We start from the raw sequence: 25,218 nt of genomic DNA on the forward strand, positions 1-25,218 counted from the left end.
GGGATCATGTGAAAGTTGGTTAGGCGCATGCTTTTCCGCATGCCGGCCTGAATAACAGAGCTGCAGACAGCCATGGACGCGAAGTCCATGGTTTTTTTGCGTTTATTTTTCTGAATAAGTTTTTTCAACCAGGAAAGGAAGTCTATCTATGAAAGAAAACTATTACCGCCAGGTGAAACTGCCCTCGGGGACCGTACACGTGTACGCCGGACCGTCCTTGTACGAGGCGCTGGACTATAAAGTATTCGAAATGGCGAACAACAATTTGCAAATCCCGAACGGGGTTTATATGAGCTATACACCGGACGTTCACGTCGGAGTCGGAACGTGCATCGGCACGACGGCCGTCTGGAACCGTGAGGACGGGTATGTGTCCCCATCCATCGTGGGGAGCGATATCGGCTGCGGCATGAGGGTTCATCTGACGAATCTGCACAAGGACGAACTGAAGGATTTGAAGCTGCGGAAGAAGCTGGTGCGCACGATTGAGAAGTATTTGCCGGTCGATTCCCATACTCGCGGGCATTTTTCCGACATCCGTTTGGAGACCGTGGTGAAAAAAGGGCTTCACGGTCTTCCGAAAAAGTACATTCCCGACGGGTATACGCCGCGTAAAGCCAAATCGCTGACTCACGTGGAATCGAGCCGCTTCGGTTTTGACGAGAATTCGCTGAACCGGCTGCCGGAAAATGTCTGGCACCGTTCCCATCGCCAGCTCGGAACACTGGGAGGCGGCAATCATTTCGCCGAAATCCAGTCGGTGGAAATCGCGGAAGAAAACCGGGCGACGGCGGAAGCGTGGGGACTGTTTGACGGTCAGGTGATCGTCATGATCCACTCCGGCTCGCGTGCATGGGGCGGATCGGTCAGCCAACTGTGCGGCAGCGACATCAAACGGATGATGCGGGCCGAAGGAATGGGGACAGCGGATCCTAATCTGCTGTTCGCGTCACTGGATCACCCGCTGGCCGTGCAATACACGGATCTGATGTACTCGGCGCTGAACTATGCGGTCGTAAACCGTCATCTTATCGCATATGCCATCCGCGAAGCGGGCAAAGACGTGTTCGGTTCCAAATTCGAGCTTGCGACCCTCTACGATCTGATGCATAACTACGCATGGGAGGAAGATAGGGAAGAAGAGGGACAGCGTGTGTTTGTCCACCGCAAAGGGGCCACGCGCGCACTTCCCGCAAATCATCCGGATAATCCTGAACCGTACGCCTCAACGGGCCATCCCGCTTTAATCCCGGGTTCGATGGGGACTTCTTCTTACATTATGGTGGGAGCGGACGGAGGAAAAGCCAATTATCATTCCATCTGCCACGGAGCGGGGCGCATCCGGTCCCGCAGTGCTACGAAAAGGCTCGTCACGGTGGATGAATTTTCCGCCAGTATGCGCGTGGGTAAGGAGGACGAGGTCGTCGTGAACCAGCGTTCCCTCGAAACGATCCTCGACGAATCGCCGCAGGCCTATAAAGATGTGGACCAAATTATCGAAAGCGTCGTCGGTGCGGGCCTTGCGTCCGTCGTTGCCAAATGCAAACCGATGGCTGTCGTAAAAGGAGTTTGATAACAATGCCGGTATCAAAGGAAGATACACGCTTAAGCAAACGGATGAGCAAGATGTTGCGTCATACCCCCGGAGATTTCGGGCTCGTCCTCGACGGGGAGGGTTTCTGCTCTCTGGAAGACGTTTTAAACGTTTTGAATCGTGTGTCCGGGTTCAAAGAAGTTCATCAGGAAGATGTTGAGAGAGTGGTAAGTGAGTGCGAGAAACAGCGGTTCGAGATTACGGATGGTCATATCCGGGCCAGATACGGGCACAGCCATGAACGCATTACGTACGAGGCGGCAGACCCGCCTCCTGTTCTTTATCACGGAACGAACCGGAAGGCCGTTCCGCAAATTTTGTCCGAGGGGCTCCTGCCCATGTCCCGCCAATACGTCCATCTTTCCGAAGGGCTGCATTTCGCCTCATTGGCGGGAAAGAGGAGAGGAGAACTTGTCATTCTGGAGGTAGATACAGTCCGGGCCCGGCAGGAAGGTGTGCGGTTTTATTACGCCGGAAACGAGGTGTGGCTGGCCGACCGGATACCGTCTGAATGCTGCCGTCCCTTTACCGATCAATAATGATTTTCACTCGGGCCTGCAGGGTGGAGTTTATTCAATAAGCGTGCTAACATAAATCATTGTCTTATTGAATAGGTGAAAGGGGATCAACTTGACCTCATGAATCATGCACAACTTGCGGGTAAAACGGAAACGGCCAAGGACCGGTTCCCGCTGGCACTCATTTCCTTAACGTGCGGCGCTTTTGCGATCGGAATGACGGAATTTGTCATTATGGGACTGCTGCCCAATGTGGCTGGCGATCTTCATGTCTCCATCTCGCAGGCGGGCCAACTGATTACGGGTTATGCGCTCGGAGTAGCGGTCGGAGCCCCTCTTCTGGCGGTCGCGACACACCGGCTGCCGCAGAAAATGCTGCTCTGCCTGCTGATGGTGCTCTTTATCCTCGGCAACGCGGTTGCGGCCATCGCGCCGAATTACGGCCTGCTCATGGGGGCGAGGCTGCTGACCGCGCTGGCGCACGGCACTTTCTTCGGCGTCGGATCGGTTATCGCCGCCAATCTGGTGAAACCGCACCGGAGAGCTGCGGCTGTCTCCATTATGATGGCGGGACTAACAATCGCCAATATTATCGGCGTTCCGTTCGGCACGTTTATCGGCCAGAATATGGGCTGGCGGGCGTCGTTCGGAGCTGTGGCCGTTATGGGCGTTATTTCGCTCGTCGGAATATTAGCTCTGATTCCGGTGATTCCCCGGGAGGAATCATCGAGCCTCGTCCGGCAGATCCGCGCCCTGGCGCAGCCGAAGCTGCTGCTTGTCCTCCTTACGGGAGCCATAGGCTGCAGCAGTCTGTTCACGGTGTTCACTTATATCGCCCCGCTCCTGGAACAGGTTACCGGTTATGCGGAGCACAGTGTGACGTGGATTCTTGTTTTATTCGGCTTCGGCGTTACATTCGGCAATATACTGGGCGGAAAGCTGGCGGACTGGAAGCCGATGCCGGTGATGATCGGCAATTTTGCCATACTGGCGCTTATTTTGGCGGTCTTTGCTTATACGGTTTATCTGCCGGCAGCGGCTGTGGTGACCATCTTCATATGGGGCGTTGCCGCTTTCGGAGTGCTGCCCGGCCTTCAGGTCAAGATTATGACGCTGGCCAAAGACGCACCCGCCCTTGCTTCCACGTCCAATCACTCGGCCTTGAATCTCGGAAATGCCGGAGGAGCTTTCCTTGGCGGCATGGTCATCAACCAGGCCGGTTTATCGACGCTTCCGTGGGCCGGAGCGGTTTTGTCTCTGATCGGTATGCTGCTTGCGCTCTGGGTGTTCGCACTGGACAGAAAAACGGCCTGATCGCACTAAGCGATATTAGCGACAAAGAAGTAAAGCAGGCTGTTAGACTGTCCGACAACCCATGCGGAAACGAACGTTTAGGTTTCTCGCATGTTGCACAACGTCTTGCTTTGCGCTGCCGTACTCGGGAAGCTCCGCAAGGTTATTCCATGATACCGGCCGGAACCGCCGGAACAACGAAAGACCGCACAGAGATGTGCGGTCTTTTTTTCATGCGGACCCAAGAAGAACGGCACCGGCAGCCGACAATTCCGCAGGTCAGCAGTTCTTATGATGCCTGAGACGTATTTGCCAGTGACGATAGTAAGCCGCAGCTTTTCCACTATTTCCGTTTCAGAAAATGTAACGTTGTTTTATGTTTGAAAGAAAGCCGTTCTCAAAGAGCGGGACATCTGCTATAATCAAATGATATTGAGAATCATTATCAAACTTACATATCTCACCATACAAAACCCGGCAGACTCCGGAACAGAACGATAACGAGCATCATTGGAGGGAAAGGGATGAGTGACATTCTAAATAACGACAAAAACGTATGTCCGGGTTTAGCGGCAGCCGCTGCGGATGCTTCTTATAGAGTACGTCAGGTGGAAATCATCAAAGCCGGCGAGAGCTGGGAAATGGATTACCGGCTCATTGATACGCATGTGCTGATCGCCGTTACGGCCGGCGAAGGAGTGCTGAAACGGGACGGCGGACTTAGCCGCCTCGGCGAAGAGAACGTACATATATGTCTGCCCGGCCAGGTAATCGGAATGAAAGCTGAGGGGGACGGGCTGGAGTTGACTCTTGTCGGATTCGACCTTTTTTATGAGGGTGAAACGGGGGAAAACTTTAACAAAGCAACCTGGAGGGGGCCTCAGGTGCTCCACGTTCAGCCTTTGCCGCAGCTGCCCGTGTTAAGCGGGGCGCTTCATACCTTCTGGCACGGCAGCGACCCGCTCGACCGGCTGAAAGCACAGGCGGGATTTCTTGAACTGATCCATGCGATCTGCTCCCATACGCGGGACGAATCCAGGCAGGATGCCCGAAGCGCTCTCGAACGGACCCGCCATTATATCGAAAATCATTACCAGACGAACATCACGATCGACGAGCTCGCGCGGATGGCCGAAGTATCGCCGAAGTATTACGGGGATTTATTCAAGAAAACCTACGGGCTGAGCGTGATCGACTATTTGACCGAGCAGCGGGTTAACCGGGCCAAGCAGCTGATGGCGTTATCCCAATCCCGTCTCAAAGACATCGCTCATGTCGTGGGCTATCAGGATGAATTTTATTTCAGCCGGAAATTCAAACTGGAAGTGGGGGTTTCGCCGACGGTCTATATGAAGAACCGGAGGAAAAAAATCGCGGTCCATCAGTCACACCTGATCGGCCAACTGCTGGCCATTCATCATCTTCCGTACGCGGCTCCCCTGCATCCCAAATGGACCGGCCACTATTACGAGCACTACCGCTCCGATATTCCCGTCCATCTCAGCGCCTACCGGTACAGCGAAGACTGGGAGCACAACATCGAGAAGCTCCGGGAAACACAGCCGGATCTAATCATTTCGATGGACACCCTTAATCCGGGAGAAAAAGAGCGCCTGGAGCAGGCGGGAAAAGTGCTCTATATTCCCGAGCGGCAGTCGGATTGGCGGGAGCAGCTGCTGCTTATCGCCGCTTATCTGGACCGCACGGCCGAAGCACAAGCTTGGCTCGATAAATTCGACAGCCGTGTGGAGTCGCTTCGCGGCAGGCTGCGGAAGCGGGCGGGGGAAGAAACCTTTCTGCTGATCAGCCTGCATAAGCAGGAGATCCGGGTATGCGGAACCCGGAGCATGGGTGACGTGTTTTTTCACGAGCTGGGGATGAAGCCGGCCTACGATTATGCGCGGGACCGGATCAATGTGCCGATCCTTCCCGAACAGCTAGCCGGACTGGAGGCGGACCATATCCTCGTTAACGTCTGTCAGGAAACGGAGACACTCCGGCGGTGGCGCGACCTGCAGGCGACGGCTCTCTGGCGGGATCTCAAGGCGGTGCGGATGGGCCGGGTTCACGAAATTCCTTCCGATCCATGGAGGGAATACTCGGCATCCGGTCACGAACGTATTCTGGGTGAAGTGGAAAAACTGTTTTTGCGGAAATAGTCCAGCATGAAATCCGGTTATTGTCCATGTCCCGGCAAAGAAACGTGGGTTATAATTTCAATTGAGAATTGTTATCAATACATAAACGAAAAAGAACCTCCCTCTTTTTTTTGTTAATAAGTGATAATGATTCTCAGTATTTACAAAGAGAGTGTTGGGGGAATGGCATGGAATTCAGTAGAGAGAGAGGAAGTCTGGAACGCCAAGTTTTTCAAGGCAGGACGCTGAGCGTATACACGCCTCCGTCTTACGGCTTAACGAAGCACCGCTACCCGGTCGTGTATGTCAACGATCCGTCCGACTATATGGATACGGTCTCTAACGAGGCGGTGACCCGTATGGAGGAGCTGTTCCGGGAGAAGAAGCTGCCGGAAATGATTCTCGTCGGGCTGGAGCCGCATGAACGGCTGGATGAATATACGCCTTGGCCGGCGAAGGCGCTGGTCGAATCCGTCCAAGATTTCGGGGGGTTCGGCAAGAAGTATCTGGACCTCGTGGTTCGTGAGCTTAAGCCTTATATCGACAATCGTTACGAGACGCGGACGGGACCTGCCGACACGGGGATGATAGGAGCTTCGCTCGGCGGCTTGATCTCGATGTTTGCGGCATTCGAGCATCCCGGTGTTTTCGGGAAAATCGGCTGCCTTTCAGGTTCCTTCTGGTATGAAGGGTTCACCGAATACATGGCGGAGCGCAAGCTGGCCGACGGGGGACAAAGGTTTTACATGTATGTGGGGGATCAGGAAGGCGTCGGCAAGAAAACGATTCAGAATGCCATGATGGCCCGAACGAGACAGGCTTACACGCTGCTTGCGGACTCCGGTTTTGGCGGAGCCAGACTGCGTCTGGTTATCGGAGAAGGCGGGCATCACCAGGTTCCCGTATTCGTGGAACAGTTTCCCGAGGCATTGAAGTGGATTTTCGTTACAGATACAAACACAATTTTTCCGGATACGGAGAGGGGTTAGAGAAAAATGAAAAAAACATGGGTGGCAGCCGGTCTGGTTGCCGTAACACTACTATCTTCCGCATGCGGAGCGCAAAAAGAAGCGGCTAACACAGGCGGCGCCGAAGCGACCAAAAGTCCGGCGGCAACGACTGCGGGCAACAACGAACCGCGCAAAATTACATACCTCGGCAAAGAATATACCGTACCGTCCAAAGCGGAACGCATCGTAGTGGCCGGCTCCTTCGAATCGATGGAAGACGCACTCGTGCTCGGCGTGAAACCGGTCGGCGCAAATTCGGTCGGCGGCAAATTCCCCGACATGTTCAAGAGCATTACGGACAAAGCGGAATCCGTCGGCGAGAAGACGCAGCCGAATGTGGAAGCGATTCTGAAGCTGAAGCCCGATGTCATTCTCGGTTCCACCAAATTTCCTGCTGAAATGATGGAAAAGCTGAACAAGGTTAAAGTTACGCTTCCGATCTCCCATGTTTCGACCGATTGGGAAGCGAACCTGAACATATTGGCGGAACTGACCGGTCATCAGGATAAGGCTAAAGAAGTCATCGAGAAGTACAAGAAAGACGCCGCCGCCGCGAAAGAAAAACTCGGCACTTCGCTGAAAGACAAAAAAGTGCTGGTTCTCCGTGTGCGTGCGGGCAGCATCGCCATTTATCCGGCCGGCGTGTTCTTCAACCCGTCGCTCTATACCGATCTGGGTCTCGCCGTTCCCAATGAAGTGAAGGAAGCCAAAGCGCAGCAGTTGATCTCGCTGGAGAAATTGTCCGAAATCAATCCGGACTATATGTTCGTCCAATTCTCCGAAGACGAGAATAAAGAGCAGCCGAAAGCGCTGGAAGACCTGGAGAAAAACCCGATCTGGCAAAGTATCAACGCCGTGAAAAACAAAAAAGTGTTCGTCAACGTCGTAGACCCGCTGGCGCAGGGAGGAACGTCGTACAGCAAGATCAAGTTCCTGGAGGCCGCTCTTCCTAAGCTTACCAACTAAATTTCAAAAAAAGCGAGTATTCCGATATGAATAGAAATACGGTAAAGCCTCAATGGATCTTATGGGTTTCACCGGTGATCATCATGTTCACCATTGTGCTGTCCGTTCTCTACGGGGCCAAACAAATTCATCTGCAAACGGTCATGGATGCCCTGTTCCATTTCGATCCGGGTAATGTCGATCATCAGATTATCCGGACCTCCCGTTTGCCGAGAGTAGTGGGGGCGCTTCTAATCGGAGCGTTCCTTGCCATATCGGGCGCACTCATGCAGGGGATGACAAGGAACTACCTTGCATCCCCTTCCATCATGGGGGTGACCGACGGCTCGGCGTTTGTCATTACGCTCTGCATGATTTTTCTGCCTAATTCGTCTTCAGTGGATATGATTTTGTATTCCCTGATCGGCTCCGCGCTTGGGGTCGGTATCGTATTCGGGCTTGCCTCGCTGCTCCCCAATGGATTGACGCCTGTGCGGATGGCCATCGTCGGCACCGTCATCGGTACATTTCTCAGCAGCGTTTCGGCGGCTTTTTCCATGTATTTTCAGAAATCGCAGAACATAAGCTTCTGGTACAACGCGAGACTTCATCAACTGGATCCCAAGCTGATTCTGCTTTGCATTCCTTTCGCGATTGTCGGTCTTATCGCCGCCTTCCGGATAGCGAAATCGATCACGATTCTCTCACTGGGAGAAGAAGTCGCGATCAATCTGGGGCAAAGGACGCTGCTGGTGAAGATCGTCGCCATGGGCGCGGTCGTTATTCTCACAGGGATTTCCGTAGCTCTGGCCGGTAAAATCGGATTCGTGGGGCTCATTATTCCCCATATTACCCGCTTCCTGATCGGCATCGACTACAAATGGGTGATTCCGTGCGCCGGTGTGCTGGGCGGTATATTCCTCGCTCTCGCGGACGTTCTCAGCCGGTTCCTGAATTATCCGTACGAAATGCCTATCGGAGTCGTGACCGCTATTATCGGCGTGCCGTTTTTCCTGTATCTGGCCAGGACGAGAGGCGGGGAAAAGCATGCCTAAACAATCGTTCAGCCGCTATACGCTGGTTCTTCTTTCCGGGATAGGACTTATCGCGATCGCCGCGTACATAAGCTTGACGAACGGATCGTTCGATATCACGGTCCGGGACGTGCTGCATACGCTCTTGCGGATCAACCCGAGTCCCGAGAACGATCTAGTCATTCTCGAATTCCGGCTGCCGCGTATTGTGATCGCGGGACTGGTCGGCATGGGACTGGGCATAGCGGGAACCGTTATTCAGGGAATTACCCGCAACGGGCTGGCGGACCCGGGCATTCTCGGTATCAACGCCGGAGCCGGGGCGGCCATCGTCATCTTCATGTTTTTCTTCCAGGGCAAGCTGCACGGAACAGGCTGGTGGGGGATTATGACGATGCCTCTGTTCGGACTGGTCGGAGGGCTTGCGTCCGCCGTTCTCATTTACCTGTTTTCCTGGAAAAACGGACGGATCGATTCCCAGCGTCTGATTTTAACGGGAATTGCGATCGGGGCCGGATTCAGCGCGCTGGCTTTGTTCCTGACGCTCAAGATGGATGCCAAAGATTTCGAGATGGCTGCCGTCTGGACTTCGGGCAGCATTTACAGCGCCAATTGGAAATATGTCGTTTCCATTTTGCCGTGGCTGATTATCCTGATCCCGTTAATACGGAGAAGTGCGTACATCCTCGATCTTTTCCAGCTCGAAGAGAGCAGCGTGAAAAGTCTGGGCGTCCATGTCGAAAGGCAGAAGGGTATTCTTCTGCTCGGCAGCATCGGGCTTGTCAGCGCGTGCGTATCCGTGTCCGGGGGGATCGGCTTTATCGGGCTGATGTCGCCGCATATCGCCAAACGTCTGGTCGGCGTTCATCATAACCGCGTTCTGCCGGTCAGCGCCGTCATCGGTATGCTGCTGGTGATCGGCTCGGATTTTATCGCCAAAACGGTATTTAATCCGGTCGAGCTGCCTGTGGGTGTCGTCATTTCGATCGTAGGCGTTCCGTATTTTATTTACCTGCTGTTTAAGGCCAAAGCATAGAGGGAGTGTTCGTCCTTGAGTATCATACGTGTGGAGAATCTGGAAACGTGTTATGAAAAGAACACTGTGTTCCGTGATCTCAATTTTGAGGTGAAGGAAGGGGAGGTCACGACGATCATCGGGCCTAACGGCTGCGGGAAATCGACGCTGCTCAAAACGATCGGTCGTATTCTGAAGCAGAAGAACGGGACTGTTTTTTTCCGCGGCCAAAATTTGAGTTCGATTCCGACCCGGAAGATAGCTCAGCATATCGCGCTGCTGCCGCAGAATCCCATCGCCCCTTCCGAGCTTAAAGTCGAAGAACTCGTTTCGTACGGGCGCTATCCGCACCGTAAAAACCTGAACAGACTGTCCCCCCGGGACAAAGAAGTGATCGAGTGGGCGCTCGAAGTTACGAACGTAGCCTCTTTCCGGGATCGGGAGATCGGCAGCCTGTCGGGCGGACAGCGGCAGAAGGTATGGCTGGCGATGGCTTTCGCCCAGGATACCGAAGTGCTGCTGCTCGACGAACCGACGACCTTCCTGGACATGGCCCACCAATTGGAAGTGCTCCAGATCGTAGAGAAAATGAACATGGAGCGGAAGCAGACGATCGTGATGGTGCTTCACGATATCAACCATGCGGCGCGGTTTTCCCATCGGATCGTCGCTATGAAGAGCGGACAAATTATCGCGGCCGGGCATCCACATGAAATTATCACCAGAGAAGTGCTCAATCAGGTCTTCCATATCGATGCCCGGATTATGCTGGACCCGGAGAACGGGGCACCGGTCTGTTACGGGTATGAAAGCTATTTGCGCAATAAGGCGGCATCGTCGGCAGGCAGCACGGAACCGCAAAAAGAAGCGGTAGGCGAAGGAGTGAGGTAGATTGAGATCAGTCAACCGAGAAAATACAGAGTCCGGAGCGGCAGCCGGAGTCCTGGAGCGTGTGACGATTCCGCGGTCCGAGCAGCGTACCGTGCGGTCACGTGCGGAAAACCGGGAATACCGGATTTTCATTGCCGTGCCCGAGGGAGAACCGCCTGCGTCCGGATTCCCCGTTGTCTACGTGCTGGACGCCAACTCCGTCTTCGGCACGATGGTGGAAGCCGTCCGCGTCCAGTCCCGGGCACCGCAGAGAACCGGCGTTATCCCCGCTATCGTGGTCGGCATCGGCTATCCGACGGACGGACCGTTTCATCCCGCGCGGCATTATGATTTTACTCGTGATATCGATGTGGAGGAGCTGCCTTTCAAGCTCAGAACCGGGGAGCAGCCGGAGCACGGGGGTGCGGAAGCCTTCATGGCGTTCATCGAAGACGAGCTGAAGCCGCAGATCGAAGAGACGTATGCTATCGACCGCCGGAGGCAGACGATCTTCGGCCATTCGCTGGGCGGACTGTTTGTTCTTCATATGCTGTACGCCAGGCCGGAAGCGTTCCAATGTTACGTAGCGGGCAGCCCTTCCATCCACTGGAACAAGCGGGTGCTGCTTGAAGAAGAGCGGGCTTTTGCGGCGAAGCTGTCAGCTTCTGCCGGAGGGTCAACGGGTGAGTCTGCGGATATAAAGCTGTTCCTCGCCATCGGGGAGCTGGAAAAGTCGCATCATACGGGCGGCGGAGAGAATGCGGCCGAGCTTTGCGAGCGGCTTTCGGAGTTAGGCGCCTACGGCGTGGAAACCGAGTACAAAGAGTTCGAGGGAGAGGGGCATGTATCCGTGCTGCCTCCGTTAATCAGCCGCGCCGTGCGGTTCGCGCTTCGTCCCGAACTCGCTGCCCGGCAAGTGTAGCGGAAATTGCGCGCCTGTCCGTCGCGGCGACCTTCGTGCCGTCCACTTCATCGCAATCCAATACGATTCGTGCATGAAGACGTCCAGGGCACTCGGAATCGGCGCATTTCGGGCTGAGACGGCAAGAAATCATACGTTAAAAAGGGGCAGCCCGCCAAGTCATCCAAATTGACTCGGCGGGCTGCCCCTTTTTGTCGGGAATAAGCGATTATTTCACTCTGATTTCGAGAAGTTCGTATTTGATGACACCGACCGGAGCATCCACACGGATAATACTGCCGACCGATTTCCCCATCAGGGAACCCCCCAGCGGGCTTTCGTAAGAAATTTTGTTGCCGGCTACATCGGCTTCGGCGGGGCCGACGATCCGGTACTCCACTTTTTCGGAAAATTCGATATCGTTCAGCACGACAATAGAGCCTACTTTAACGGTAGACGTATCGGTATTGTCGGAAACACGGGCTTTCTTCAGCATCCGCTCAATCGTGATAATCCGGGTTTCCATAAATGCCTGATCGTCTTTTGCGGAGTGATATTCACTATTTTCTTTTAAATCCCCGTAGCTGATCGCGGTCTTGAGGCGGGCTGCCAGCTCTTTGCGCTTCACGGTTTTGAGTTCTTCCAGCTCCTGCTCCAGCTGAGCCATTCCTTCGGGGGTTAAGATCACTTCATCTTCTGCCATGTAAACATCTCCTAATGGTACCCAAACTTTTAATAACAGGTGTTTCTTGCATTGTACACTATATGAAGCGATCATGCGAACCTCAATCCGGAAAAAGTCATCTTCTTTTCATTTTGGTAAAAATTGCATAAATTCTATTGAAAAAGAAGAAGGCAACATGGTAATCTTTAATATAGTAAAATTTGTCAGAATGTATTTATTTATGTTTTGATAAACAAAATTTGTCATTTCATGACGATCAGACAGGAGTGAGGCAACCCACATGGTAGTTATCGCAAAATCGGCCGCTGGTCAGTATCTGGATAGACTGAGGGACCGGAATACCGTGTATGTAAACGGAGCAAAAGTCGATGTCCTTACGGAGCCCGCATTTACGGGAGCCATCGCGTGCATCGGGCGCTATTACGATTTACAGGCGGAGAAGCCCGGCGTTCACTGCTTTAAGGACGAGGGAGGCCGAGATGCCCCCATCAGTCTGCTCGTACCCTCAACCGTCGAAGACTTGCAGAGAAAGGGAAAGTCTTACAAGGAAGTCGCGGATCTGTCTTACGGTATGCTGGGCAGAACGCCGGATTTTATCAACGCGGCGCTTGCCACGCTTCATGCCCACAGCAAGCTGCTGGGAGAGAATGCGTACACCGATTTTTCCGCGAATATGAACGCATACTACCGCCACGTCAAGACGAACAACTACTTCGTCGGTCACGGCGCGATCAATCCGCAAATCGACCGCTCTCTGCCTCTCGGTTCCCAGGTCAACGAATATGCGGGCGTTAAGGTAGTCCGTCACGACAAAGAGGGAATTACCGTCACCGGCGCCAAAATGATTGTCACCCTTGCGCCGATCGCGGACGAGCTGCTTATTTTTAACATGCCGGGTTTAAAACCGGGGGATGAGGACTATGCCGTGTCGTTCGCGCTGCCGGTCGACTATCCCGGAGTCAAAATCATCTGCCGGAAACCGCTTGTAAAATCATCTTACCATGCGTTCGACCACCCGCTTGCCAACTCTTTCGACGAAATCGACGCTTACCTGATCCTGGATGAAGTATTTATCCCCTGGAATAAAGTATTTGTGTTTAAAGACGTAGCGAAATCGAACCTGTTCTACGACAAAACTTTCGCGCGGAATCATACGGGCCATCAGGGTATCGTGCGCGGCCTGTCCAAGGCGGAGCTTCTGACGGGAATAGCCGTCAAACTCGCCGGCATGCTCAAGCTGGACGGGTTTGTAAACATTCAGGAGAAGCTGGGAGAGATGACCTCCTACGTCGAGCTACTGAGGGCAAGCATTCTGTTAAGCGAAGCCGACTCCGCTGTCAGCCACGAGGGCGTACAAACGCCGAGCATCAACGCCATCCAGGCGATCCGCTACAATTTTCCCAAAATGTACGAAAAAATGGTGAAAACGATCCAATCCTTGGCGGCGGGCTCTATGCTGTCGACCCCTCATTACGAGGACTTTTTGACCGAAGAGCTAAGCGGACTGGCTGTCTCGCTGTCTACGGGAGAGACGGACGCCGCGACCCGATCGAAGCTCCTGAATCTGGCCTGGGACGCCTCCGGGGACGGCTTCGGGCAGCGTCAGCTGGTGTATGAGTTTTTCCATGCGGGGGATCCCATGAGAATTGCGGCCGGCCATTATCTTCATTACGACAAAAGCGGAATGCTGTCGATGGTAGACAGGGTGCTGGCCCGTGCAAACAAAGCGGATTAGATGTGCGTGTCTCGTGAAGCGGGATCAGACCAGGCTGCTGCTTGTCCGTGTAAGAGATAACGAGCGCTGGTACCTGCCCGGCGGAAAAATCGAGGAGGGTGAGGACCCGGAGACCGCACTTGGAAGAGAGCTGAAAGAAGAGCTGGACATAGACCTTCTCCCGGAGAGCATTGCGTATTTGAGAACGGTGATCGGTGCCGCCTACAAGGAGGACGCGCAGGTCGAACTCGTCTGCTATGAAGCGGACTGGGAAGGGGAAATCGCCCCGTGCTCCGAGATTAGTGAAGCCGGCTGGATCGAGATGGACCGGCATGAGCTGCTGGCTCCCGCCGTAGCGGACCTGGTCCGGGCGATCAAGAACGAAACCGAATCCGAAACTGATACGAGGTGAGCTATGCTGTACAACGCGCAGCGGCTTCAATCGAAGCTGAATGAACATAATCTGGCGGCGGTCATATCGACGACCAAAGAAAATATCCGTTACCTGACCGGTTTCGAACCGGTAGTGAAAACGCTGAATCCGTACCGGGGTCAGTGCTATGCGATCGTGACGGCGGATTCGCCGGGCGAGGTACATGTCGTGCACTCCGTGGGCGAAATCGATCAGATCCTCGACGCCCGCTCGAACATCGGGCAGGTCGTTACGTACGGCACGTTCTATCGCGAACATCCGGGCGGAGGATCGCTGCCCGTAGAGGAAGAGCGTCTGAAATATTTGTCGGACGTGCAAAAAAGTCAGGCCGGTCCCGAGGAAGCTCTCGCGGTTCTGCTCGCCCGTCTGAATCTTACCGCCGAACGGGTGGCGCTGGATGAAGACGGAATTACGGCCGCCGCATTCGGCGCGATCCGCGACAGGCATCCGCAGGGGGAATTTATCGAAGGCGCAGCCCTGCTCCGGCAGGTAAGGGCCGTGAAGACGCAGGCGGAAGTCGATGCCCTGGCGTATTCGGCCGACTGCATCGACTATGCGATCGGTCAGGTTATCGGAGAGCTTCGCGAAGGCATTACCGAGCATGAAATCGCAGCGGTTTTTTCAACCTCCGTTGCCGCACGGGGCGGTCTGGCCGTCCTGCCCATGATTAAAGCAGGCAGGCATGCGGTAGGCGGACAGCGCAGGCCGAGCCGGGATATCCGGCTAACGCCCGGGGACCTGCTCTGGTTTGACTGCGATATCGTCTGCGACGGGTATTGGGCGGATATCGCGAGGGTATTCGCCTATAGGACGCTTAAACCCGAGTATACCAAGTACGATTCTTTATATAAAGGGCAGCAGGAGGCCATCCGGCAGGTGAGACCGGGGATGACGGGCAGCGATGTATTTGGCCTGACGATGGACGCGGTACACGAAGCCGGGTTTCCCGCATACAGAAGGCACCACGTCGGTCATGGAATCGGTCTGGAGCCGTACGAGCTGCCGATCCTGGCACCGGGCAGCGGAGATGTGATTGAAGAGGGGATGATTCTTTCTATTGAAACGCCGTATTACGAATTTGGCCTGGGTGCGCTGCATGTCGAAGATCCGGTTCTCGTAACCCGGGATGAGAGCTTACGCCTGACTAAAGCGGATACCAGTCTAATCAAAATAGTGGGGTGAAATGATGATTCATACCGATATAACGGAGTGCATCGGAAACACGCCGGTCGTCATGCTGGACGACGAACTCGTACCGTCCGGCAAAAAGCTGTATCTCAAGCTCGATTATTTCAATCCGAACTTCAGCATAAAGGACAGAACGGCGCTGGGACTGGTCAAAGCGGCCATGGCGGAAGGCAAAATCCGGCCCGGCTCCATCCTGATCGAATCCACATCCGGCAATCTCGGTAAATCTCTGGCGATGCTGGGAGCGGTTTACGGATTTAAAGTCATTATCGTAGTCGATCCGAAAGTGAGCGCCAGCCTGCTGAAATGGTATCAGGCGTACGGGGCTGAGGTCGACATGGTCACGACGCCCGCGCCGGAAGGCGGATTTCAGAGAGCGCGGCTCAACCGCGTCCAGCAGCTGCTGGACAAGTATCCCGGAGCCTTCTGGTCGAATCAGTACGACAATCCGTCCAATCCGGCCTTCCACGCGGAAACGACGGCAAGGGAGATTGCTGATCTGCCGGTCGATTCGATTGTCGGGGCCGTCAGCACAGGCGGCCATCTCTGCGGTATCGGAAGATATGTGAAAAATCAAAAGCCGCATCTGCGCGTGGTTGCCTGCGATGTGGCGGGCTCCGCCGTGTTCGGCCAACCGTTTGCGCCCTACCTGATCAACGGAGTCGGCCTCAGTTGGAGAAGCGCGAACACGGACACGTCCGTGCTGGATGCGGTCAGCATATCCAGCGATCAGGAAGCCATCTCCATCTGCAGGCTGCTGGCCCGCGATCACGGCATTCTGATGGGCGGCTCGGGCGGGCTGACCGTGTTTACAGCGCTTGCCTGGCTTAAGCACAGCGACGCCTCTTCCGCCCTGGCGATCATTGCCGACGCGGGAACGAATTACCTCGACCAGTTCTATGACGACGAGTGGCTGATCGCCAAAGAAATCAAGCTGCTCGGCAGAGGCGAGCTGGGGGAGAGGCTGCAAAAGAAGGCGTTTACGAATTTAAGTAAACAGGAAACCTTAACCTGATTGCGTGAAAGCATACCAGGTACGATGTTTATAAGGAACGGAGGACGAAGAATGGAACATACGAGAGCAGCGTTTTCCAAATTTGTCGTGGACGAAGGGATCATCCGGTTCGGCGAATTTATTTTAAAATCGAAGCGGATCAGCCCGTATTTCTTTAATTTCGGCTCGTTCGACGATTCCAGGAAATTAAAGGCACTGGGTTCTTTTTACGCCTCGACGATTGTGCGCGAACAAATCGAGTATGACGTGATTTTCGGGCCGGCGTACAAAGGAATACCGATCTCGCTGACGACTGCACTCGCTTTGTTTAACGGACACGGAATCAACGCAAATTTCGCTTTTAACCGCAAAGAGCCGAAGGCGTACGGGGAAGGCGGCAATATCATCGGGTCCGGAATCGAGGGCAAAAACGTGCTGGCGGTAGACGATGTGCTGACCTCGGGCAGGACGATCAAAGATACGAAGGAATTGATCGAAAGCGAAGGCGGGCGGCTTGCGGCTTTCCTGGTCGCGCTGGACCGGGAGGAAAAGGGGCAGGAGGGGCGCTTGTCCGCGTTGGAGGAAGCGGCCTTAACCTACGATGTCAACATCTATTCCGTAGCGAGCATCCGGGATATTGTCACATACATGCGGACTGAGGGGAACAGGGAAGATCTTCTCGACAGGATCGGAACTTACCTGCAGCTGCACGGCACCGCCTGACCGTAAAGGGAAGCCGGCTTGCACAGTCGGGTCCGGCTTCCCCGTTTTATCTGAAAAGGGGAGGAAATCAGTTGATTTATGAAGCCTTGGTGAAGCCCATGCTCTTTAGAATGGAACCTGAGGAAGCTCATGACTTCGTCTTGCGGAATTTACAGAGAATCCAGCGGCAGCCAGGACTTCTGTATCTGCTTGAGAAGCTGTACGGGGTCAGGGAGGAGCCGGGTCTGGCCAGCGAACTGCTGGGAATCCGCTTTCCGAGTCCCATCGGGCTTGCTGCGGGTCTGGACAAAGACGCCCGGGCTGTGCCCGCGCTTTCTTCGATGGGGTTCGGGTTTATGGAGGTGGGCAGCGTCACGCCCATCGGTCAAGCGGGAAACGACCGCCCGCGCCTGTTCCGCCTGCCGGACGACGAGGCCCTGATTAACCGGATGGGGTTTAACAACGGGGGCATTAACGCCATGAAGGAAAGGCTGGAGAGATGCAACGCTCTCAAAATCCCTTTGGGCATCAACATCGGCAAAAACAAACAGACGCCCAATGAGAAAGCGCATGAAGACTATACGAAGTGTCTTCGTTCCTTGTATCCTTACGCGGATTTTTTTATCATCAATATCAGTTCGCCCAATACGCCCGACCTTCGGAAGCTTCAGCACGGGAGCGAGCTCGACGAATTGCTCATCCGCATTACGGCAGAGACGGAAAGGCTGAATGCCCGCCACCGGAGGGACAAACCCGTTTTTGTAAAAATTGCGCCCGATATGGGCGGCGGCGAGCTGGAAAACATGATCGGAAAAATCATGAAGCACGGAATCCCCGGCGTTATAGCGGCGAATACGACCGTCACCCGGAGCGGGCTGACTCATCCGCACAGGGAGCAAACGGGCGGACTCAGCGGGAAACCGCTGCACCAGAAATCGACGGAAATCATCCGCAGTATTTATAAGCAGAGCGGCGGCACGCTGAAAATCATCGGATCGGGCGGCATCTTCACGGCCCGGGATGTGTACGATAAAATCCGTGCGGGCGCCTCGCTCGTTGAAATTTACACGTCCTTTATTTATAAAGGACCCGGGATCAACCGGGCGTGCAGCAGCGAGCTGCTGGACCTGTTGAAGCGGGACGGGTTTACCAGCTTGTCCGAGGCGGTCGGGGCGGATCATGCGGCCGGCAGCGGCACGTGACTGGAAACAGGGCAAAAAGGCGGGGAATGCTCCCCGCCTTTTTTTGCCGTCAGATGTTGTTGACCGTCAGCTTGCCGCTGCCGCCGACGGATTTGATTTTGTTGATCAGCGCATTCTGGTTGCTGTTGGAAAGACGGATACAGCCGTAAGTCGGTCTGAGCGGGTACCACGAAGCGGAAGAGTCCGTGGACCCGTCGCCGCCGTGAATCATGAACCCGAACCGGCCGTTATTCTCGGCGATAAGCGCGTTCCCGCTCGTCGGATCGAGGTTGACCCGGCTGTACGGGCCGTAAGAGGACGTAGGCGTCCCGGCGCCGATGACGGAAGCGGCATACTCGCCTGTAGGCGTATCGGCATTCGTCATCTTCCAGTTGGCGTGGTTATTGTTGTTGGCGGGATCGTTCGATCCGCGTCCCAGCGCTTCGACCGGACCGAAGACAAGCGCTCCGCTTCCGTCGTACATCTTCAAGGTTCCTTTGTTGTCGCGGTTGGCAGAGAAATTGGCAATAATATGGTAACTCATAAAATCAGCCTCCAAATAGAATGTAGACGAGAACCCGATGGAGCCGCAGCCGGAAAGGAAGGACTCCTCTTCCGTTTCCGCCGCCTCGTTTTCCCTCTCATCTATGTAGGTAAAAGGGGAGAGCTTTTAACAACCAGAACTAAAAAAATCTCCTTCGGAAAGGAGATTTTTCTGAAATTTTGGCCGTTCCGGGATGCCTCTTTCATCAGAGCTTGTCCGGTTCTGCGACAGAAGAAGGAGGAACGTCATCGCTTTGCTTGACCAGCGCGATAAAGTCCGTCACGATGCTTTGGACGGCATCCTCGCGTGACATCCGGATGTAACGGCTGATTTTCAGAATATCATCTTCGAAAACTTGCAGCAGCCGGAGCATGGCTTCGGGATCTCCGTCCTTGCTTAGCCGGACGAGCTGGAGGAATTCTTCGTCTGAGATAGGAAGCGGAGCATTTTCCTTTTCCATTTATTCACCGCCTGTTGGGTCATATTGAGGTCCCTTGCGACCTGCGCTTCCGTTTTATCCTGAACAAAAAGCTCGTGGAGGACGATCCTGCCCGTCCGGGACGGGAGAGATTGGATCAAGGCGAGCGCGTCCAGCTTGCTGTCGGAGCTTTCGGAAAAGCTCCCGGCCGTAAACGAATAACCGTTGTCCGAAACCGAATATTCGCGGTTGCTGAGTACCCGGGCTTTATACTGGATCCGCCATCCGATCCGGTACACTTCCTTTCTGTATTTCTCCACCAAAGTAGACTGCTGAGACATAAAAAATCACCCCTTCGTCTTTATCTAATAGGGTAATTCCAGTCGGTTTTTTACAACCGAAACAAGAACATATGTTCTTGTTTATCTCTCTTTATTATACCTGATTTGTTGTAAAAAAGACACGCTTTTTACCTATAAAATGAGACCGAAAGGAGGGAGAAAAGGATGGATCTGAATATCGAGAATCTGGTATCCCTGGTGACCAATGTCGGCTTTCCGGTTACGCTCTGCTTCGTTCTGCTCCGTTACGTGCTGCAGACGATGGGTGAGAAGCTGGATAAGCTGGACAGCTCGCTGAACAAATTGTGCCGGCTGATTAAAGAAATCGACGCCCGGGCGGACCGGGGACGCGGCAAAGAAGACAAGAACGGCACGCAGCCGTAAAAAAAGGATGAGCCCGCAGGGGCTCATCCGAATGCCGGGAACCCTCTGTTCGATGAGACAGAGGGTTTCTTTTTTTGTTCCTATGCTGGCCCTCAAAAAGGCCAGACAGCTTTCTGGGCAGAAGGAGATTGAATCCACACTTTCGAGATATCGATAAGCCCGAACGAATCCATCTGCCTTCCCTGTAAAGAGTCGTGCAGGTGGATTTTTTTGATCACATGGCAGCCGAAGAGCAGCCAGTTGTTGTCTTTCAAGGTCCGCTCGGCTTCCCGGAGCAGCTTCTCCCTGGAAGGTTCGGGAAGTCCGGCGAAACCGTCCAGAATGCGGTCCAGCAGGCCGAGCTGCTCCTCGGTGAGCAAGTGATGGAGGAAGTTGGAGCGGTTCTTATAGTAGCTGATCAAGCCCCATTCCAGGTCGTCCTCCAGCACTTCTTCCGCCGCAAGCAGGTCCGCTTCGGCGGCTACCCGGCTGCGCTCGAAGCTTTTCATCGGCTGCAGGATGAGCGGGAGCCCGGCCTGTGCGCAGCGGTCCCGGAGCCAGCGTGCTTCTTTCTCTTCCTCTTTTTTGTTCATAAAAAAGAGCTGGAGCGGCTCGCCCCGGTAGCCGGACTTCCGAAGCAACCGCACGGCTTCTTGGAGAGGCGCAGCCTCGAAGGAGGTTCCCTCGCTCTCGCTTTGGAGGAAACTGTCAGCCGGAGCGATCCGGTTGCCCTTCAGCTCCGCTACCATCGCGGCCCGGTCGTGAATCATCCTCATCGCTTTGCGGAAATCGGGGTTATGATGGATACCGGGCTTGCGGAAATTGAACAGCAGGTAGCGGGAACCGGCTACGGGATTGATTAAATTGACTGTGCGCTCGGGCTGCCCGGATTCCGTGCCGGCGGCGGTCACGGTGTCGTTCTCGTTCCCGTTCCCGCTGATCTGATAGCGCCGCTCGTTGGACGTATCTTCCGGCATCAGCAGCAGCTCCACACGGTCCAGAAGAGGACGGTGCCCGTAGTAAGCGTCGAACGCACTCAGCACAAGCAGCCGTTCGCTTTGTTCGGCAATCCGGAACGGTCCCGTCCCCGTCAGTATATGAGAAGCGGGATCGAGATCGCCGGGTAGAATCGAAAACTGAATAGAGCTCAGGATATGGGGGAAGAAAAGGCTGCTGCGGCTCAGCTTAAAGGTCAGCGTATACTCGCCGTCCGTCTCGATTTCGCCGATATCTTCGCACAGCCACGCCGAATGGGGCAGCCGCTTCAGCCTCCGCACGGTGAACAGCACGTCCTGAACCGTCAGGCTGCGGCCGTGATGAAAGCGGACTCCCTTGCGCAGGAAAAAGGTCCAGCGCGTGCTGTCGTCGCTGCTCTGCCAAGCATGGGCCAGGCCGGGAACGAACCGGCCTTCGGCGGGGTCGTACGAAATCAGTCGGCTGCATACCTGACTGATCAGATAGGACTCGAACGTGGTGAAAATATAAGCGGGATCGTGGGTCTCCAACCGCTTGTTATGCGTAACCCTGAGCACATCGAGAAGGACCCCGCCGCTTTCCTCGACCTGAAAGCCGAGGTGCGAATCCAGCATCGTTCTCAGCCGGTGTTTCAGAGAAACAGGCAGCGCTTCCATCGACAGAAGGTCGATCGCTTCTTTCAGCTTGCCTTTGTGCATCAGCTCCCGGAACAGGGGAGAGACCACGTCCCCCGGCTCTTTCAGCAGCGTCAGGCGGGAAGAGTTCCCGCGTCCTCGCCCGGGCTGCCAGCGTATGTACTGCTCGTCCTCCAGCTTTCTCAGGACGAATTTCACATTGCGTGAAGAACAGCACAGCAGGTCCGCCAGCCGCTCGATGGTAACGGTAAACGATCCGTCTTCGGACATCTCCGCTTCGGTCAGCAGAGGATAGAAGCGCAGAAAATGCTCGGTTATGTTCATGGCAGACTCCTTCTATATAAAGGTGAAAAACATCTTCGTACCCTGTTTTTTTCTTCTCCTTTTACACTTTACAATTATACACAAACGAAGGAGGAGAAAGCGATGAGGATTACGCAACCCGTTAGGACCGGCAACTCTTAAAAGCCGGAATACGAAAGTCGTTGTTTTCTCAGGAGAACTTGCATATGCTATATTAGGTAATACCTAAATAATTAAGGTTATGCCTAATATACTGGGGGGTGAGTGTTCTGCTGATCTGGATGTTACGGAAAATCATGGCGGAAAGAGGGCTGTGGACCGGTGCCGCGCTTGCGCGCCTGCTGAAAGAAAAGGCCGGTTACGACTTGTCGGCTCCTTCGATCTCCGCCCTTCTGAATGAATCGCCCAAGCAGATGAAAGCGGACACGCTTGACGCCTTGTGTACCGCGCTCGATTGTACGCCGGGAGATTTGTGGGTCCACAAGCCGTCCGGCAGAAAAGGCGCATAAGCAAGCAATATTCAGAAGGAGATGAAGCCCGTGGCCGTGAAAACGATCCTTCCTTTCGGAGAGCCCATTTTAAGGAAAGAAGCGAAGCTCGTTACGGAAATTAACGCGAGAGTGATCAAATTACTGGATGATATGACCGATACGCTGTATGCCGAGGAAGGAAGAGCCGGATTGGCCGCTCCTCAGGTGGGCATTCTGCGCCGTGTCATTGTCATGGACTGCGGGGAGGGGCTGATTGAGCTGATTAACCCCGAGATCATAGACATGCGCGGAGAACAGACCGGTCCCGAGGCGTGTTTGTCTTATCCGGGCTACGCGGGAATGGTGAAAAGAGCGGACTATGTGAAGATTACGACATTAGACCGGAGCGGGAATATGCGGGAACTGGAAGGGGAAGGTTACCTGGCACGCTGCATTCAGCACGAGATGGACCACTTGAACGGCATTCTTTTCGTGGACCGTATTGTCCGGAACGATTTTTATCAGGAACAGACGGGGCAGCCGGCGGATCTTGCCGAGGTTCTCCGTCTGACGAACCGGAAATTTTAAGCGGTGCTTTGTTGGTCGATTGAAGGCTGACCCCGACCGGCTGAATATTTCGACGCCACAAGCGATCCGGCACGCGTTCAAAAGCCGCTCCCGGCCTTCACGATTGCCGCCGTGGTTGCTATCGCCTTGCTACGCCACAACGTGCGCTGAGAGCTGTACGCGGTGTGAAACGCTGCCGCCTGCGGCGTCCGCTTATCTGTCTAAAGCAGCCGGGAAATCAGGTCCCGGGCTGCTTTTTTTGAAGGAAGATAAAGGCGGCATCGAGAACGGCATACAGGAAACCGGCCGCGACAAAAAGAATATTATACCGGTCGGAATAAGGGATGAACCACATACCTAAACCGCCGATAATCAAATAGAGCGGAAGCCGGATCGGCCATGTCCATTCTTTATGAGATTCAAGCCGAATAAAAAATCGGGTATTCCGTCATTTTTGTCAGAAAAAGCCCCGTTCCCTAGTCTGTATGACAGGTCAACTTTTTTGCGAGGTGCTCATCTTGAATCACTACACAACCGATTTGAAAAACTGGGAACAGATGGATGACAACAATCTGGTGCAGCGGGCACAGGACGGAGAGCGAGAGGCATTCGGGGAACTGGTCCGGAGGCACCGGTCCCGCATGTACGGGTATGCGCGGGCGATTACCCGGGAATCATTTTTTGCGGAGGACATTGTCCAGGATGCGCTGGTGAAAGCTTTTCTGCATCTGGGCAAACTGGTCGAGGCCGACAAGTTCTTGCCCTGGGTACACCGGATTGTGCGCAATCAGGCCTTCACCCGCCTGAAAAAAACATCCGCCAGGGAACGCGCTTTCTCGCAGCTTCCCCCGTTGTTGAAGGGTACGGGCGAAGAATCGCGGGAATGGGACGATCTGGACCTCATTCTGGACCGGCTCGGCCGTACGGCCGCCGACAAAGCGGAAGCGTCGCTCACCCCGGAAGAAACGTACATGCAGAAGGAAACGCTGGAGATACTGACCGGGATCATCGGCTGCTTAAAGCCGCGTGAAAGGCGTATTTTCGAGTCGTATTTCTTTGATCAGCTCTCTCCGCAGGAAATCGCCGGGCTGTTCGAGCTTTCCTCCGCGAATGTGTACCAGATTATCAGCCGTTCCCGGAAAAAAGTGATGCAGGAAAGAATCCGCATAACGGTTGGCTCCTATATGAGAACGAGAAAGGATATGGGAGATATGAAAACTGTTTTTGTACCGGATCATGAAAGTTTCACGGAGGCTCAGAGCTGGACCACGGCGGCGGATGCCTTATATGCGATGCTGAAAGCTGCGGGCGAGACGTTGTCCCATCCGATGGTTATGGGGCTGACCGGCCATGCGTTCCGGATCAACATCGTGCCGTCCGGCGTCCATATTGCGGGCCCGACGGCATACAGCTTTGCGGATATCCTATCCGGGGGACTGGAGAACATCGGCTATCAGTCGGCTTATGTGGACGGGATGAGCGGGGCGCTCGGCACGAATGCGAATTTTCTTGAACCGGCATTGCTGAGCAAAGAAGCGATGGGCAAACGCGGCATCAACCAGTCGCTGCCCGAAGCTCTCGACTTGATCCACCGGTCCATCGACAAGGGCATTCCCGTGCTCGCCTGGGACTTGTTCCTCCCTGAATTCGGGCTCATCTACGGATACGACGATGATCGGCGTCTGCTTCATGCCTATGAATGCGGAAAGAAAGATACACTGGCATACGAAAACCTGGGCCGCAGCGTGCAGGAGGAGATTTTCGTGCTGGCACTCGGCGGGTCGGCCGGGGCGACCTTCAAGCAGCGGCTCAGCCGAGCGCTTGCCATGGTCTTGGACCATTACGAAGGAAAAGAACGGGACGACTCCACCGGCTCGGTTAAAGGGCTGGCGGCATACGATGCCTGGATCGAGGCTTTCCGGGGGGAAGAAATCGAACCCAATGGAAATGCCTATAATATCGCGGTTGTAAGAGACGCGCGGACTCATGCCGTCCGGTTTCTGAACGAAGCGGCGGAGTACTGGGCTCAAACCGGAGAATCTGCGGCGGGTTTTGCGGATGTTCCTGTCCTTGCCCGAAAAGCGGCTCTCGAATACAAGGAAGCAGTGGGGCATTTCTCCATTCTCAAAGATCTGTTCCCGTTTCCGCAAGGCGGCGATCCTAACGATCCCGATGCTTCCGCGAAGGCGATCTCACTGTTGGAACTCATTAAAGAGCGCGAACAAACAGCCGCCGGCTATCTCCGAGAGCTGTCGAATCTGCTTCGTTAAAGAGAAGTTTTCTTAATTAGGTTCAGGAAGGGCTGCCGGCTATCCGGCGGCTTTTTACTTTTTTATGCCCGAAAGAGATAAAAGAGGGTTTAAGTGACGAAAACTTTGTGCTATAAT

Annotated in this window: 25 protein-coding genes; 20 read left to right on the forward strand and 5 right to left on the reverse strand. The window is 54.5% G+C overall.

The annotated features are described in order from the left end of the window. Positions 1-148 precede the first annotated feature (148 nt). The 10 genes from AC58P5_RS00115 (at position 149) to AC58P5_RS00160 (ending at position 11,339) form a co-directional block, all read left to right on the forward strand. Positions 149-1,573, forward strand: a complete 1,425-nt coding sequence (locus AC58P5_RS00115) for an RtcB family protein (protein ID WP_497383827.1) — start codon at positions 149-151, stop codon at positions 1,571-1,573. A 5-nt stretch (positions 1,574-1,578) separates the two neighbouring features. Continuing rightward, complete coding sequence (locus AC58P5_RS00120; protein WP_497383828.1) at positions 1,579-2,133, forward strand: RNA 2'-phosphotransferase; 555 nt, start codon at positions 1,579-1,581, stop codon at positions 2,131-2,133. Between the two features lie 99 nt (positions 2,134-2,232). After that, a complete protein-coding gene (locus tag AC58P5_RS00125; RefSeq protein ID WP_497383830.1) occupies positions 2,233-3,426 on the forward strand; it encodes an MFS transporter in 1,194 nt (397 codons plus the stop codon). A 503-nt stretch (positions 3,427-3,929) separates the two neighbouring features. Further along, positions 3,930-5,564 carry an ABC transporter substrate-binding protein gene (locus AC58P5_RS00130; protein ID WP_497383831.1) on the forward strand — a complete coding sequence of 545 codons (1,635 nt, stop codon included), beginning with the start codon at positions 3,930-3,932 and terminating at the stop codon, positions 5,562-5,564. 167 nt (positions 5,565-5,731) lie between these two features. After that, positions 5,732-6,532 (forward strand): alpha/beta hydrolase, encoded by an 801-nt coding sequence (locus tag AC58P5_RS00135; RefSeq protein WP_497383832.1) that lies wholly within the window; start codon positions 5,732-5,734, stop codon positions 6,530-6,532. Positions 6,533-6,538: 6 nt separating this feature from the next. Beyond that, positions 6,539-7,519 carry an ABC transporter substrate-binding protein gene (locus AC58P5_RS00140; protein WP_497383834.1) on the forward strand — a complete coding sequence of 327 codons (981 nt, stop codon included), beginning with the start codon at positions 6,539-6,541 and terminating at the stop codon, positions 7,517-7,519. 83 nt (positions 7,520-7,602) lie between these two features. Continuing rightward, the gene (locus tag AC58P5_RS00145) at positions 7,603-8,553 is read left to right on the forward strand and encodes a FecCD family ABC transporter permease (protein WP_497385995.1); all 951 of its coding nucleotides are present in this window, start codon (positions 7,603-7,605) and stop codon (positions 8,551-8,553) included. Next, positions 8,546-9,568, forward strand: a complete 1,023-nt coding sequence (locus AC58P5_RS00150; protein ID WP_497383835.1) for a FecCD family ABC transporter permease — start codon at positions 8,546-8,548, stop codon at positions 9,566-9,568. Before AC58P5_RS00145 ends, AC58P5_RS00150 begins: the two co-directional genes overlap by 8 nt. 15 nt (positions 9,569-9,583) lie before the next feature. Then, complete coding sequence (locus tag AC58P5_RS00155; protein WP_497383836.1) at positions 9,584-10,438, forward strand: ABC transporter ATP-binding protein; 855 nt, start codon at positions 9,584-9,586, stop codon at positions 10,436-10,438. A gap of 1 nt (position 10,439) precedes the next feature. Beyond that, positions 10,440-11,339 carry an alpha/beta hydrolase gene (locus AC58P5_RS00160; RefSeq protein WP_497383837.1) on the forward strand — a complete coding sequence of 300 codons (900 nt, stop codon included), beginning with the start codon at positions 10,440-10,442 and terminating at the stop codon, positions 11,337-11,339. 208 nt (positions 11,340-11,547) lie between these two features. Here the strand turns inward: AC58P5_RS00160 and greA are convergent, their stop codons facing one another. Continuing rightward, positions 11,548-12,021 carry a transcription elongation factor GreA gene (gene greA / locus AC58P5_RS00165; protein WP_497383838.1) on the reverse strand — a complete coding sequence of 158 codons (474 nt, stop codon included), beginning with the start codon at positions 12,019-12,021 and terminating at the stop codon, positions 11,548-11,550. Between the two features lie 262 nt (positions 12,022-12,283). Here greA and AC58P5_RS00170 point away from each other — a divergent pair, with 262 nt between their 5' ends. From AC58P5_RS00170 to AC58P5_RS00195, 6 genes are all read left to right on the forward strand, one after another. Continuing rightward, a complete protein-coding gene (locus AC58P5_RS00170; RefSeq protein ID WP_497383839.1) occupies positions 12,284-13,738 on the forward strand; it encodes a 4-hydroxyphenylacetate 3-hydroxylase family protein in 1,455 nt (484 codons plus the stop codon). 13 nt (positions 13,739-13,751) lie between these two features. After that, positions 13,752-14,129 (forward strand): NUDIX hydrolase, encoded by a 378-nt coding sequence (locus AC58P5_RS00175; RefSeq protein WP_497383841.1) that lies wholly within the window; start codon positions 13,752-13,754, stop codon positions 14,127-14,129. Between the two features lie 3 nt (positions 14,130-14,132). Then, positions 14,133-15,332 (forward strand): M24 family metallopeptidase, encoded by a 1,200-nt coding sequence (locus AC58P5_RS00180; protein ID WP_497383842.1) that lies wholly within the window; start codon positions 14,133-14,135, stop codon positions 15,330-15,332. A gap of 4 nt (positions 15,333-15,336) precedes the next feature. After that, positions 15,337-16,353, forward strand: coding sequence for a PLP-dependent cysteine synthase family protein (locus AC58P5_RS00185; RefSeq protein ID WP_497385996.1), 1,017 nt, complete (start codon positions 15,337-15,339; stop codon positions 16,351-16,353). 51 nt (positions 16,354-16,404) lie between these two features. Further along, positions 16,405-17,055 (forward strand): orotate phosphoribosyltransferase, encoded by a 651-nt coding sequence (gene pyrE, locus AC58P5_RS00190; RefSeq protein ID WP_497383843.1) that lies wholly within the window; start codon positions 16,405-16,407, stop codon positions 17,053-17,055. A gap of 71 nt (positions 17,056-17,126) precedes the next feature. Then, positions 17,127-18,236 (forward strand): quinone-dependent dihydroorotate dehydrogenase, encoded by a 1,110-nt coding sequence (locus tag AC58P5_RS00195; protein WP_497383844.1) that lies wholly within the window; start codon positions 17,127-17,129, stop codon positions 18,234-18,236. Positions 18,237-18,285: 49 nt separating this feature from the next. Here AC58P5_RS00195 and AC58P5_RS00200 read toward each other — a convergent pair whose 3' ends face one another. From AC58P5_RS00200 to AC58P5_RS00210, 3 genes are all read right to left on the reverse strand, one after another. Further along, positions 18,286-18,759 (reverse strand): L,D-transpeptidase family protein, encoded by a 474-nt coding sequence (locus AC58P5_RS00200; protein WP_497383845.1) that lies wholly within the window; start codon positions 18,757-18,759, stop codon positions 18,286-18,288. A 205-nt stretch (positions 18,760-18,964) separates the two neighbouring features. Further along, a complete protein-coding gene (locus AC58P5_RS00205; RefSeq protein WP_497383846.1) occupies positions 18,965-19,132 on the reverse strand; it encodes a hypothetical protein in 168 nt (55 codons plus the stop codon). Positions 19,133-19,155: 23 nt separating this feature from the next. Beyond that, positions 19,156-19,518: a sigma-70 family RNA polymerase sigma factor gene (locus tag AC58P5_RS00210; RefSeq protein ID WP_497383847.1), complete on the reverse strand. Its 363-nt coding sequence runs from the start codon at positions 19,516-19,518 to the stop codon at positions 19,156-19,158. Between the two features lie 165 nt (positions 19,519-19,683). On the opposite strand from AC58P5_RS00210, the gene AC58P5_RS00215 reads away from it, so the two are divergent. Continuing rightward, a complete protein-coding gene (locus AC58P5_RS00215; protein WP_009673644.1) occupies positions 19,684-19,902 on the forward strand; it encodes a hypothetical protein in 219 nt (72 codons plus the stop codon). Between the two features lie 92 nt (positions 19,903-19,994). Here the strand turns inward: AC58P5_RS00215 and AC58P5_RS00220 are convergent, their stop codons facing one another. Further along, positions 19,995-21,815, reverse strand: a complete 1,821-nt coding sequence (locus AC58P5_RS00220) for an ABC transporter substrate-binding protein (protein ID WP_497383849.1) — start codon at positions 21,813-21,815, stop codon at positions 19,995-19,997. 248 nt (positions 21,816-22,063) lie between these two features. Here AC58P5_RS00220 and AC58P5_RS00225 point away from each other — a divergent pair, with 248 nt between their 5' ends. The 3 genes from AC58P5_RS00225 (at position 22,064) to AC58P5_RS00235 (ending at position 25,101) form a co-directional block, all read left to right on the forward strand. Then, positions 22,064-22,303 carry a helix-turn-helix domain-containing protein gene (locus AC58P5_RS00225; protein WP_042226250.1) on the forward strand — a complete coding sequence of 80 codons (240 nt, stop codon included), beginning with the start codon at positions 22,064-22,066 and terminating at the stop codon, positions 22,301-22,303. Between the two features lie 30 nt (positions 22,304-22,333). Then, positions 22,334-22,852, forward strand: a complete 519-nt coding sequence (def, locus tag AC58P5_RS00230) for a peptide deformylase (protein ID WP_497383850.1) — start codon at positions 22,334-22,336, stop codon at positions 22,850-22,852. A 464-nt stretch (positions 22,853-23,316) separates the two neighbouring features. Next, positions 23,317-25,101, forward strand: a complete 1,785-nt coding sequence (locus AC58P5_RS00235; protein WP_497383851.1) for an RNA polymerase sigma factor — start codon at positions 23,317-23,319, stop codon at positions 25,099-25,101. The last annotated feature ends 117 nt before the right edge of the window (positions 25,102-25,218 follow it).

The organism is Paenibacillus sp. JT31N7 (assembly GCF_059692095.1).